11 protein-coding genes and 1 pseudogene are annotated in these 12741 nt (G+C 69.6%); 10 read left to right on the forward strand and 2 right to left on the reverse strand.

Features of this window, described 5'->3' with window-relative positions:
- Positions 1–6: 6 nt before the first annotated feature.
- The 4 genes from ABIA35_RS46365 to ABIA35_RS46380 all read left to right on the forward strand — a co-directional run bounded on the left by ABIA35_RS46365 (position 7) and on the right by ABIA35_RS46380 (position 4389).
- Positions 7–1716 carry a nitrite/sulfite reductase gene (locus ABIA35_RS46365; RefSeq protein ID WP_370362262.1) on the forward strand — a complete coding sequence of 570 codons (1710 nt, stop codon included), beginning with the start codon at positions 7–9 and terminating at the stop codon, positions 1714–1716.
- Entirely contained in the window at positions 1713–1892 is a 180-nt protein-coding gene (locus ABIA35_RS46370; protein ID WP_370347003.1) for a hypothetical protein, read from the forward strand. Before ABIA35_RS46365 ends, ABIA35_RS46370 begins: the two co-directional genes overlap by 4 nt.
- A gap of 91 nt (positions 1893–1983) precedes the next feature.
- Positions 1984–2964 carry a GH25 family lysozyme gene (locus ABIA35_RS46375; protein WP_370362263.1) on the forward strand — a complete coding sequence of 327 codons (981 nt, stop codon included), beginning with the start codon at positions 1984–1986 and terminating at the stop codon, positions 2962–2964.
- Positions 2965–3273: 309 nt separating this feature from the next.
- Positions 3274–4389: a hypothetical protein gene (locus tag ABIA35_RS46380; protein WP_370362264.1), complete on the forward strand. Its 1116-nt coding sequence runs from the start codon at positions 3274–3276 to the stop codon at positions 4387–4389.
- Positions 4390–4456: 67 nt separating this feature from the next.
- Here the strand turns inward: ABIA35_RS46380 and ABIA35_RS46385 are convergent, their stop codons facing one another.
- Positions 4457–5167 carry a hypothetical protein gene (locus tag ABIA35_RS46385; protein WP_370362265.1) on the reverse strand — a complete coding sequence of 237 codons (711 nt, stop codon included), beginning with the start codon at positions 5165–5167 and terminating at the stop codon, positions 4457–4459.
- A 51-nt stretch (positions 5168–5218) separates the two neighbouring features.
- Here ABIA35_RS46385 and ABIA35_RS46390 point away from each other — a divergent pair, with 51 nt between their 5' ends.
- Positions 5219–6949 carry a thiamine pyrophosphate-dependent enzyme gene (locus ABIA35_RS46390; RefSeq protein WP_370362266.1) on the forward strand — a complete coding sequence of 577 codons (1731 nt, stop codon included), beginning with the start codon at positions 5219–5221 and terminating at the stop codon, positions 6947–6949.
- A 2-nt stretch (positions 6950–6951) separates the two neighbouring features.
- Here ABIA35_RS46390 and ABIA35_RS46395 read toward each other — a convergent pair whose 3' ends face one another.
- A complete protein-coding gene (locus ABIA35_RS46395; RefSeq protein WP_370346993.1) occupies positions 6952–7800 on the reverse strand; it encodes an LLM class flavin-dependent oxidoreductase in 849 nt (282 codons plus the stop codon).
- 485 nt (positions 7801–8285) lie between these two features.
- Between ABIA35_RS46395 and ABIA35_RS46400 the strand changes: the two genes are divergently transcribed.
- From ABIA35_RS46400 to ABIA35_RS46420, 5 genes and pseudogenes are all read left to right on the forward strand, one after another.
- Positions 8286–9023: a phosphoadenylyl-sulfate reductase gene (locus ABIA35_RS46400; RefSeq protein ID WP_370346991.1), complete on the forward strand. Its 738-nt coding sequence runs from the start codon at positions 8286–8288 to the stop codon at positions 9021–9023.
- Between the two features lies 1 nt (position 9024).
- Positions 9025–9948 (forward strand): sulfate adenylyltransferase subunit CysD, encoded by a 924-nt coding sequence (cysD, locus tag ABIA35_RS46405; protein ID WP_370362267.1) that lies wholly within the window; start codon positions 9025–9027, stop codon positions 9946–9948.
- 2 nt (positions 9949–9950) lie between these two features.
- Entirely contained in the window at positions 9951–11288 is a 1338-nt protein-coding gene (locus ABIA35_RS46410; RefSeq protein ID WP_370362268.1) for a sulfate adenylyltransferase subunit 1, read from the forward strand.
- Positions 11289–11461: 173 nt separating this feature from the next.
- A complete protein-coding gene (locus tag ABIA35_RS46415) occupies positions 11462–12538 on the forward strand; it encodes an ABC transporter substrate-binding protein (protein ID WP_370362269.1) in 1077 nt (358 codons plus the stop codon).
- Positions 12539–12567: 29 nt separating this feature from the next.
- Positions 12568–12741, forward strand: a pseudogene (locus tag ABIA35_RS46420) (ABC transporter ATP-binding protein); the annotation flags it as partial.

Here is a 12741-nt window from a genome sequence, read left to right on the forward strand (position 1 = left end):
CCCGACATGACCGTCACCGAGCCCACGCCTGCCCGCGTCAGCCGTCCCCGCCAACAGCGTGGGGAAGGCCAGTGGGCCAAGGGCTACTTCACGCCGCTCAACGGCAACGAGCAGACCAAGAAGGACGACGACGGCCTGAACGTCCGGGCCCGCATCGAGAACATCTACGCCTACCGCGGGTTCGACTCGATCGACGGCGGCGACCTGCGCGGCCGGTTCCGCTGGTGGGGCCTGTACACGCAGCGGCGCCCCGGCATCGACGGCGGCAAGACCGGCATCCTGGAGCCGGAGGACCTGGACGACAAGTACTTCATGCTGCGGGTGCGCATCGACGGCGGCCGGCTGAGCCTGGCGCAGCTGCGGGCCGTCGCCGAGGTCTCCGAGAAGTACGCGCGCGGCACCGCCGACGTCACCGACCGGCAGAACATCCAGCTGCACTGGGTGCGCGTCGAGGACGTCCCGGCGATCTGGCGGACGCTGGAGGGCGTCGGGCTGAGCACCGCCGAGGCGTGCGGCGACGTCCCGCGCGTGATCCTCGGCTCGCCGGTGGCCGGCATCTCGGCCGCCGAGGTCATCGACGCCACGCCCGCGATCGAGGAGATCTCGCAGCGCTACATCGGCAACCCGGAGTTCTCCAACCTGCCGCGCAAGTTCAAGACCGCGATCAGCGGCCTGCAGGACGTGGTGCACGAGATCAACGACATCTCCTTCGTCGGCGTGGTGCACCCCGAGCTCGGCCCGGGCTTCGACCTGTGGGTCGGCGGCGGCCTGTCGACGAACCCGCACTTCGCCAAGCGGCTCAACGCCTTCGTGCGCCTGGAGGAGGTCCCCGACGTCTGGGCCGGCGTCTGCGGCATCTTCCGGGACTACGGCTACCGCCGGCTGCGCAGCCGCGCGCGCCTGAAGTTCCTGGTCGCGGACTGGGGCGCGGCGAAGTTCCGCGAGGTGCTGGAGACCGAGTACCTCAAGCGCACGCTGCCCGACGGGCCCGCGCCGGAGCCGGCCCCGGCCTACGACCGCGACAACATCGGCGTGCACGTCCAGAAGGACGGCAAGCGCTACATCGGCTTCGCCCCGCGCGTCGGCCGGGTCGACGGCGCCACCCTGGCCAAGATCGCGGACCTGGCCGAGGCGGCCGGCTCGGACCGGGTGCGCACCACCGCCGAGCAGAAGCTGCTGATCCTGGACGTGCCCGAAGAGCGCGTCGAGGAGCTCGTCACCAACCTGGAGGCGCTGGACCTGCAGGTCCGGCCCTCGGTCTTCCGCCGCTCGACGATGGCCTGCACCGGCATCGAGTTCTGCAAGCTGGCGATCGTGGAGACCAAGAAGAGCGCCTCGAACCTGATCGACGAGCTGGAGCGCCGGCTGCCGGACTTCGACCAGCCACTGACCATCAACCTGAACGGCTGCCCGAACTCCTGCGCGCGCATCCAGGTCGCCGACATCGGCCTGAAGGGCCAGCTGGTCCTGGACGAGAACGGCGAGCAGGTCGAGGGCTACCAGGTACACCTCGGCGGGCACCTCGGTGCGCAGACCAAGGACCCGGAGGACGTCGGGGACGGCGCGTTCGGCCGCAAGGTGCGCGGTCTGAAGGTGACGGCCGCGGGGCTCCCGGACTACGTCGAGCGCGTGGCGCGCCGCTTCCAGGAGCAGCGGCACGAGGACGAGACGTTCGCGCAGTGGACGGTCCGCGCCTCGGAAGCGGATCTGGCATGAGCGAGCGCGCGGCACCGGCGTACTGCCCCTACTGCGGGGACGAGGATCTGCGCCCGGAGGAGGGCGGCCACCGGCGGTGGTCGTGCCGCTCGTGCCGCCGCGTGTTCGAAATCGCGTTCGTGGGATTGCTGGCATCCCGGGCCGATCAGACCCGGGATTCGGCATCCGGGTCCTGACAAATAAACACTAAAGATACCTCCAAGAAGACTCCCAAAAGCCTCTTCGAGAGATCACAATGGTCTGTGACGCCTCCACAAGGAGCTGCCTGTGACCATTTTCGGGCCCGACATATCGTCGTACCAAAGCGGGCTGAGCTTGTCCCGGCTCGCGGACGCCGCCTTCGTCATCGCCAAGACGACCGAGGGCACCTACTACACCGACGCTGACTACCAGACCTGGCGCGGCCAGGCCGCGCAGCTCGGCAGACCGTTCATCTGGTACCACTTCCTGTCCGGCGAGAGCACCACGGCGCAGGCCGCGCACACCGCGGCCAACGTGGGCGACAAGTTCCTTCCCGGCATGCTGGACGCCGAGCCCGCCGGCTCGTACACACCGACGCTGGCGCAGATCCTCGACTACGTCGACGCCGCCCACGCAGTCGGCCTCAACCTGCGTCTGGTCTACCTGCCCCGCTGGGTGTGGACCCAGATCGGCTCGCCGGACCTGTCCGCGCTCACCGACCGGGGCGTTTCCCTGGTCTCTTCGCAATACCCGGGCGGGTCCGGAGGCCCGGGGAGCATCTATCCCGGGGACGGGGCCGCCGGCTGGCAGCCCTACGGCGGGCTGACGCCCCTGATCTACCAGTTCACGAACCAGGCCTCCGACGGCGGACAGACGTTGGACTACAACGCCTACCGCGGCACGAGCGCGGACCTGGTCGCGGAACTGACCTCGACGAACGGTACGGAGGACGACGACATGCCCGCATTCGCCACTGGTGTGATCGAGCCCGGCGACGGAGCCGTCACGGTGGTGCTGCCGCCGCCGGCGAACTACGGCGGCGCCGGCTGGGGCGACGTCTGGTTCAGCCTGGGCGCCGACTTCGGCACGGCGACCGTGCGGGTCGCGATCTTCACCCACGGCCAGGGCTGGTCGCACATCTACGAGGACGTGGTCGTCGACGCCGCGGCCGACCGCGTCAACCCCTTCGGCGGGCCGCTGCCGACCGGCGTGCAGAAGATCAGCGTGGCGCGCCGGTCGAACCCGGACGTGCCGCTGGCCTACCTGGTCGAGGCCGTGCACCGCTGAGCGTTCCGGCAAGGGCCGGGCAAGGGTCCGGGCTGCTCACCGCACGGTGAGCAGCCGGAGAACTCGCGCTTAATCGATTGAGGCCGACCCGTTGACCCGGGTTGGCCTCGTTGCTAGTTTCCCCCTCGCAGACGATCTCAGGGGCCTGGCCCCCGGGTTTCATCGGGCGCTGACAAGCCCCATCGCACCACGGACGACATGTGCAGCGCGCGGTACCTCCGCGTGCCGATCCCGTGCGCCCGCGCACCACACACGCCGCCTCGGCCGACCCGGCCGGCCGGCGAGGTCCCAGCGAGAGGAAGCCACCCCATGCTCCGCACCCCCACCTCCGCCCGTGGCAAGGCGCGCCTGGCCGCCGCCGCTGTCGGCGCCAGTGCCGCGTTGATCGCCGCGCTCGGCACGTCCGGCTCCGCGCAGGCCGCTCCGGCCCCCGTGCGCCACGGCGTGATGCCCACGGTCGCCGGGGCCGCGCAGTTCCGCGCGCAGGCCGCCCACGACACGGCCACCGCGGCGGCCGCCACCGGCCCGGAGACGCTGTCCTACGGCGGCGGCATCGACGGCATCGGCGTGATGGACCAGCACCCCAAGGTCTACGTCATCTTCTACGGCAGCCAGTGGGGAACGCAGAGCAAGGACGCCAACGGCAACCTGACCTTCTCCAACGACCCGCAGAAGGGTGCTGCCACCGCCCAGATGCTGTTCAAGGGCGTGGGCACCGGCGGTGAGTCGTGGTCCGGGACCATGACCCAGTACTGCGACGGCTCGCTGGTCAAGACCGGCGCGACCAGCTGCCCCTCCGGCGCCGCGCACGTGCCCTACCCGACCGGCGGCGTGTTCGCCGGCGCCTGGTACGACAACTCGGCCAAGTCCCCGTCCGCCGCCAGCGGCCACCAGCTCGGCGAGGAGGCGTTGAAGGCGGCGAAGCACTTCGGCAACACCACCGCCGCCTCGAACCGGGGCGCCTACTACGTCATCCTGTCTCCGCACGGCACCAACCCTGACCACTACCAGGGCCAGTACTGCGCGTGGCACGACTACAACGGCGACACCACGCTGACCGGCGGCGCCGTGGCCTCGACCGTCGGCGACTTCGCCTTCTCCAACCAGCCCTACAACATGGACTCCGGCGCCGGCTGCGGTGTCAACTTCCTGAACTCCGGCAGCAAGGGCACGCTGGACGGCTGGACCATGACCCTGGGCCACGAGTACAGCGAGACCATCACCGACCAGAACCCGGCCGGCGGCTGGACCAACAACACCGGCTCGTCCTACAACGGGCAGGAGAACGCCGACGAGTGCGCCTGGCTCAAGGGCGTGACCGGCGGCGCGGGCAACATCAAGTTCGCCAACGGCACCTACACGTTCCAGGGCAGCTGGTCCAACGACACCAATGTGTGCGCGCTGACGCACGCGGCGGTGAAGTGACGCGGTTCTGACCCGGTTCTGACGTGGTTCTGACGCGGTTCTGACCCAGTGCGGCTTCCGCCGGGTCTCAGCCCTCGGGCTGGGGCTCGGCGGGAGTCCACAGGCCGGGCCCCGGTGGCAGCACGGCCTCGGCGGCCAGCTGCTCGTCCCGTGACGGCTCCGCCTGCGCCGGGATGATGAGCGTGGGCGCGTCGGCCGACGCCGGCAGCAGCTGCGGCAGCGGCTGCGGCGCCGCCTCGCCGTACACCTCGACCCCGTGCACCCGCGCGGTGGCGACCAGACTGTGCCGAACCTCCGGCCAGGTCGCCATCACCAGCGCCGCGAACACCCCGGCCTGGAGCGTCTTCTCCCGCCCGAGCGCGCCGCGGTACACGACCTCGCTGACCACGTCGCCGCCGCGGGCCCTTGTCAGACGCGGCCCCGCGAACTCCCCCAGCATCGCCATCGCGTGGTCCACCACCCACTTGCGGCCCGGCACCGGCGGCAGCATGTGCCGGATCTTCTCCGCCTCGCGCGCCATGGCCGCGTCGGAGACCACCTCGACCACGTCGCGCACGACGACCCGGACGGCCTTGCCCCAGGGCACGTCCTCACCGTCGAAGGCCACGTGATCCGGTCCGACGGCCACCTCGCCGTAGCGGTCGAGCAGTCCCAGCGGCTTCAGCGCCATCGACGGCAGATCCGTACGCCGCCGCAGATAGGCGGCGAGGGAGATCTCCCACACCGTGGTCGCGGGCACGTCCGGCATCGGGATCATCGCTGTCTTCTGGTCCCCCACGCGGCTTACTCTAGCGATCCGGGTGCGGGCCCCCTCCCCGAGACTGGCGGCATGCCTACTGTCGCGGACGTGCTGTGGAAGATGCTCGCCGACGCCGGTGTGCGCCGCTGCTACGGGATCGTGGGCGACGCCCTGAACCCGGCGATCGACGCGCTGCGGCGCGCCGGCGACATCGACTTCGTCCATGTCCGGCACGAGGAATGGGGCGTGTTCGCGGCGGTCGCGGAGGCGAAGATGTCGGGGCGGCCGGTGGCGGTGTGCGGCACCGCCGGCCCCGGAGTGAGCCACCTGATCAACGGGCTGCTCGACGCCCGCAAGGAGGGCGCCCCGGTGATCGCGATCGCCGGCGACGTCGAGACCTCCATCATGGACACAGACGGTCTGGAAGAACTGAACCCTTATACGTTCTTCAACGTGGCGTCCCTATATACGGGGCGCCTTATAGATCCCAAACAATTGCGCCCGATCGTCACCTCCGCGATCACCACCGCGCTCGCCGAACAGGGCCCGACCGTCATTTCCCTGCCGGGAGACGTAGCGGCGGCGGACGCACCGGAGGTGCCGAGACATATAGCGTTGCCCAATACTGCCGCCGGTCCGGCGCCCGATGAGGACGTCGCGCAGTTGGCGGACATCATCAACGCCGCCAAGACGGTCACCATCTTCGGTGGCGAAGGCTGCCAGAACGCCCGAGAGCAGGTCCTCGCTCTCGCGGACAAGCTGAAGGCGCCCGTCGGCTACAGCTTCAAGGGCAAGCAGTGGCTGGAGTACGACAACCCGCACGCGGTCGGCATGACCGGGCTGCTCGGCTACGGCGGCTGTTGGGAGGCGGTGAACCACGCCGACGTCCTCCTGATGCTGGGCACGGACTTCCCCTTTCCGCAGTTCCTCCCGCACAAGGATGTGAAGGTGGTCCAGGTGGACCGCGACGGCCGCCGCTTGGGCCGCCGCGTACCGCTGGCCCACGGACTGATCGGCGACGTCGGCGCCACCCTGGACCTGCTGCTGCCGAAGGTGTCGGAGAAGTCTGATGCCGCCTTCCTGCACAAGTGCCAGAAGAAGACCGAGGACTTCGACAAGCAGTTGCAGCACTACGTCGATCAGGGCCCGGCGCTCAAGCAGATCCGCCCGGAGTACCTGGCCGCCACCCTGGACCGGCTCGCCCCCGAGGAGGCGGTCTTCACCGTCGACACCGGTACGGCGTGCATATGGGCCGCGCACTATCTGCACTTCGGCCCGAAGCGCCACCTGTTCGGCAGTCTCACGTGGGCCTCCATGGCCAGCGCCTCGCCGAACGCGTTCGGAGCCAAGATGGCCTTCCCGGACCGTGCGGCGATCGCGCTGTGCGGTGACGGCGGCTTCACGATGCTCGGCCTCGGCGACCTCCTCACGGAGGTGCAGCGCAAGACCGAGATCGTCCACGTGATCCTGAACAACGGCAAGCTCGACTTCGTCTGGATCGAGATGCAGGAGGCCGGGCTGAAGCCGTGGGGCGTCGACTTCCAGAACCCCGACTTCGCCAAGGTCGGCGAGGCGCTCGGGGCCAAGGGGATCCGGATCGAGCACCCCGCCGACCTGGAGCAGGGCTTGAAGGAGGCGTTGAACCACCGTGGCGGCCCCGTGGTGGTCGACGTGGTGGTCGATCCCTATGCGTTGGCGCTACCGGCGCACACTCCGGCGGCCACCGTTAAGGGCTTCACGCTCAGCGTCGCTAAGCAGGCCCTGACCGGACACCTCGGGGATGTCGTGAAGGAAGCGACGCACAACGTGCGGCTGCTCTGACCTCAGAACGCTTCCGCGAGCCGTTCGACCTGTGCCGGATCGGCGCCGTAGCAGTAGAGCATGACCTCGTCGACGCCGAGATCGGCGTATTGCGCGATGGTTTGCCGGATCGCCGCCTCAGTGGTGAGCATCCCGGCAACCATGTGGTCCGCTCTTTCCCCGGCGAACCGGTAGTACGCGGCCATGGCGGCGCGCGCGTCGTCGACGACAACCTGCGGGCCGAGGGCCGCGTTCGCTTGAGCGACGATCCGCGGTGCGCCCGACCGTCCGGCCTCGGCCCAGGATCGGCGGACGGTGTCGATCAGCGGTCCGATCCAGGAAGGCGGCGCGGCGGCGAGGAACCCGTCGCCGAACCGGGCGACGCGGGCCAGCGCGGCCGGCTGGAAACCGCCGAACAGCACCTCGGGACCGCCGGCCCGGTACGGCCGCGGACCGATCGGACCGACGGTCTGGCTGTAGGCGGCTCCGGACCAGACGCGCCGCATGACGGACATCTGCCGGTCCAGGAGACGCCCCCGGGTGCGCAGGTCGGTGCCCGCGGCCTCGTGGTCGTCCTCCCGGCCGCCGACGCCCAGGCCCAGGACGAACCGGCCGCCGCTGATCCGGTCGAGCGTGGCCGCCTGCTTGGCCAGCAGGACCGGTTCGCGCAGCGGCGCCAGCAGGACCTCGGTCTGAAGCCGGACGCGACTGGTCACCCCGGCCAGGACGCTCAAGGCGACCAGGGGCTCGGGGTTGTCATAGACGAGACGGTCGAGCAGACCGAGGGTGGTGAACGGTCCGGTGTCCGCGGCGCGGGCCCAATCGGGCAGCAGCTCGGGGGCGCTGATGGGCAGACCGATTCCGACTTCCATGGGAAAACCTCCGTGAGGGCACGATGCATCGATGCCGCCCTCTCCAGGACCTCGACGTCGCGAGGCGAAGGGCTCCCATTCTGCGGCGTTCGTGCTGAGGAGCTCCCTGTCGGAGTATCGGCAGCGTAAAACGCGATCCTCCGCCGGAACAAGCCGATTTCAGCACCGCGAAGTGGCGTGAGACACACAGTCCGCATCATGGACGACAGTGGACGACCCGCGGACCGCGTGCGACTCTCTAGTCATGTCTCGTGCTGGAATCGCGCTCGTCGGTCGGCGTCACGTCGACTTCGGACGGCTGTCCAGCATGGTCTGTATGCCGGCCCAGTAGACCTCGCCCCGATCTGTTGTTCTAGATCTTCCAGGGCCACGGTCCGCCGGCGCTTCTCCCACGCCGTCCGTGTGACGCCGCGACGATGCGGCCCGCGGCGCGTCGGACTCCCGGCACGCCCGTGCTGCCCGCCACTGTAAGGGGAAGCCCCGAAATGTCAGCGGACACCGAGCTCGCGTCGGTCGACCAGGCGGCCACCGCCTTCGCCGGGACCGATCTGCGGGCGCTGGCCGAGCAGGCCAACGCAGAACTGGAGAACGCCCCGGCCGCGCGGGTCGTCGAGTGGGCCCACGCCACCTTCGGCGCGGGCCTGGTCGTCGCCTCGTCGATGGCCGACACCCACCTGGTGCACCTGGCCTCCGCCGCGGCACCGGGCATCGACGTGGCGTTCCTGGACACCGGCTACCACTTCGCCGAGACCGTCGGCACCCGCGACGCGGTCGCCGAGGTCTACCCGGTCCGGCTGCTGAACATCACGCCGCTGCGGACGGTCGCCGAGCAGGACGCCGAGTACGGCCCCCGGCTGTACGAGCGCGACCCCGACAAGTGTTGCGCGCTGCGCAAGGTCGAACCGCTGGAGCGCGCGCTGAAGCCCTACGTGGCCTGGATCAACGGCATGCGCCGCGAGGAGTCCCCGACCCGCGCGGACATCCCGGTGGTCGGCTACGACGCCAAGCGCGACATGGTCAAGCTCTCGCCGCTGGCCGCCTGGACCCAGGACGACCTGGACGCCTACATCGCCGAGTACGGCGTGCTGACCAACCCCCTGTTCATGGAGGGCTACACCTCCATCGGCTGCGAGCCCTGCACGCGCAAGCCCCTGCCGGGCGAGGACCCGCGGGCCGGGCGCTGGGCCGGCAACACCAAGACCGAATGCGGACTGCACACCTGATATGAGTACCTTGACCCACGACGAGACAGCCCCGGCGCACGATCATCTGCGGACGCTGGAGGCTGAGGCGGTCCACATCATTCGCGAGGTGGCGGCGGAGTTCGAGCGGCCGGTGTTGTTGTTCTCCGGCGGCAAGGACTCGATCGTCATGTTGCATCTGGCGTTGAAGGCGTTCGCGCCGGCGCCAGTGCCGTTCGGTCTGTTGCATGTGGACACCGGGCACAACTTCCCGGAGGTTCTGGCTACCCGGGATCGGACGGTGGCCGAGCACGGGTTGCGGCTGTATGTGGCGCATGTGCAGGACTACATCGATGACGGCCGTTTGGTGGAGCGTCCGGATGGGACGCGGAATCCGTTGCAGACGGTGCCGTTGGTGGATGCGATCCAATCGCACAAGTTCGATGCCGTCTTTGGTGGCGGTCGGCGTGATGAGGAGAAGGCCCGCGCGAAAGAGCGGGTCTTCTCGCTGCGTGATGATTTCGGGCAGTGGGATCCGAAGCGGCAGCGTCCGGAGTTGTGGCGGTTGTACAACGGCCGGCACCGCCCGGGTGAGCATGTGCGGGTGTTTCCGCTGTCGAACTGGACCGAGTTGGATGTGTGGCAGTACATCGACGAGCAGGAGATCGAGCTGCCGGAGATCTACTACGCGCATGAGCGGCAGGTGTTCGCCCGCGGCGGTATGTGGCTGTCCCCCGGTGATTGGGGCGGCCCGCGCGAGGGTGAGGCGTTGCAGACCCGGGTGGTGCGCTACCGCACCGTCGGGGACATGTCGTGCACGGGGGCGGTCGATTCCGACGCCTCCGATGTCGCCGCTGTCATCGAGGAGATCACCGCTTCCCGGATCACCGAGCGTGGGGCCTCCCGCGCGGACGACCGCCTTTCCGAGGCTGCCATGGAGGACCGTAAGCGAGAGGGGTACTTCTAGACATGACTGTGCTGCTGGACGCGCCGACCGCGAAGGACACCCAGGTCGCAGGACTTCTGCGACTGGCCACTGCCGGATCAGTGGACGATGGCAAGTCGACCCTGGTGGGGCGACTCCTCTACGACACCAAGTCGGTGCTGGCCGACCAGTTCGAGGCTGTGGAGCGCACGTCGCGCGACCGTGGCCTGGAACAGGCGGACCTGGCGCTGCTCACCGATGGCCTGCGCTCGGAGCGGGAGCAGGGCATCACCATCGATGTGGCCTACCGCTATTTCGCCACCCCGCGTCGCCGGTTCATCCTGGCCGACACGCCGGGGCATGTGCAGTACACCCGCAACATGGTCACCGGCGCCTCGACCGCTGAACTCGCCGTGATCCTGGTGGATGCCCGCAAGGGTCTGGCTGAGCAGACCCGCCGGCACACTGCTGTTTCGGCGCTGCTGCGGGTGCCGCGGGTGCTGCTGGCCGTGAACAAGATGGACCTGGTCGACTTCGACAAGGACCGGTTCGCCGAGATCGAGTCCGACTTCGCCGCCTACGCCACCGCCCTGGGTATCGAGCACTACGCGGCACTGCCGGTGTCGGCACTGCGCGGCGACAACGTGGTGGAGCCCTCGGCGGATCTGGCCTGGTTCGAGGGCCCGACGCTGCTGGAGTACCTGGAGAACGTGCCGGTGGAGGCCGAGCGGCGTCCGGCCGGCCGGTTCCCGGTGCAGTACGTGATCCGGCACCAGTCCGCCGACTACCGCGGCTACGCCGGCACCATCGCCTCCGGCCACCTGGAAGTGGGCGACCCGATCGTGGTGCTGCCCTCGGGCCAGCGCTCGACCATCGCCGGCATCGACCTGCTGGGCCGCTCGGCCGACCGGGCCACCGCCGGCCAGGCCGCGACCCTGCTGTTGGCCGACGAGTTGGACGTCTCCCGCGGCGACCTGATCGCCCCGGCCGGGGCCGCGCCGACGGCCGTGCAGGACGTGGTCGCGACCGTGTGCCACCTGTCGGAGAAGCCGCTGGCCGTCGGCGACCGGGTGCTGTTGAAGCACACGACCCGCACGGTCAAGGCGATCGTCAAGGAGATCTCCGCCAAGCTCGACATCTCCGACCCGCTGACCGCCTCGGGGGCGGACAGCGGTGACGAGTTCGACTGGGACGACGCCCCGGCCACGCACACCCTGAACGCCAACGACATCGGCCGCGTGGTCCTGCGCACCGCCTCGCCGATCCTGCTGGAGCCCTACGCCGCCGACCGCGAGACCGGATCCTTCCTGCTCATCGACCCCGCCAGCGGCGACACGCTCACCGCGGGAATGTCAGGGGATCCGCTGGGAGTCTTCTCGTGATCGAGTACGCATTGTTCACCCACAACTTCACAGGTGACATCCGATGTCGGGTCGCGGGGCGGCACTGCTGCTCCCTGTTCCGACATCGAAGACCCTGACAGTCCCCCGTCCTTGGAGCCAGCGTGATACGAAGGGCTTTGTCCGCCGTCGCCGCCACAGTCGCGGCCGGCTGGATGGTCGTCTCGCTGGTGATCGTTCTCGCAGCGTACGTCTCCGCCTCCGGCGACTCGTCCGGATCGGCCTCGTCCTCGACCGCCACGTCCTCGACCGCCGCGGGCTCCACGTCCACGGCGGCCGGTGAACTGCGGCTCGGCTACTTCGCGAACGTCACGCACGCCTCCGCGGTGGTCGGGGTCGCCCACGGCGACTTCGCCAAGGCCCTGGGCGCCACCAAACTCACCACACAGCTCTACAACGCCGGCCCCGCGGAGATGACCGCGCTGCTCGGCGGCCAGCTGGATGCGGCTTATGTCGGACCGTCCTCGGCGCTCTCAGCCTTCGTGACGTCGCACGGCCAGGCGCTGAAGATCGTCGCCGGCGCCACCAGCGGCGGTGCGGAGCTGGTGGTGCGGCCGGGGATCAACACCGTGGCCGACCTCAAGGGCAAGACCCTGGCCACGCCGCAGAAGGGCAACACGCAAGACGTCGCCCTGCGCGCCTGGCTCAAGCAGAACGGCCTGACCGCCAACACGGACGGCACCGGTGATGTGTCGGTGAATCCGCAGGACAACGCCGCGACGCTGGACCAGTTCAAGGCCGGGCACATCGACGGTGCCTGGCTGCCGGAGCCGTGGGCCTCGCGGATGGTGTTGGAGGCCGGGGCGAAGGTGCTCGTCGACGAGCGCAGCCTGTGGCCGAACGGGCAGTTCGCCACCACCAACCTGGTGGTGTCCACGACCTTCCTGAACGCGCACCCGGACACCGTCAAGGCCCTGATCGACGGGCAGATCGCGGCCAACCAGTGGATCACCGCCGATCCCGCCGACGCCCAGAAGCTGGTCAACGACCAGCTGAAGGCGCTCACCGGCAAGGCCCTGTCCGCCACCGAGATCCAGCGCGCCTTCAGTGAGCAGACGGCGACCGACGACCCGCTGGCCGCCTCGCTCCAGACCTCGATGGACCACGCCGTGTCCACGGGCCTGCTCAAGACGACCGACCTGCACGGCATTTTCGACCTGACGCTGCTGAACACCGAACTGGCCAAGAACGGCCTGGCCGCGGTGTCCGACGCCGGGCTGTCCACGAAGTAGCGCCGGAAAACCCAAGGGGAGAGACCGCCATGACCGCCGCCATCGCCGAAACGACCGCCACGGCCACCCTCGACACCGCCGCCTCGGGCACCTCCGCCGTGCGCCTGGCCGGGGTCGGCAAGACCTTCCGGGGCGGTGCCCCGGTGCTCGACGGCATCGACCTGACCGTCGCCCCCGGTGAGTTCGTCTGCCTGCTCGGCGCC

Origin of the sequence: Catenulispora sp. MAP12-49, assembly GCF_041262705.1 — a bacterium.
Classification (GTDB): domain Bacteria; phylum Actinomycetota; class Actinomycetes; order Streptomycetales; family Catenulisporaceae; genus Catenulispora.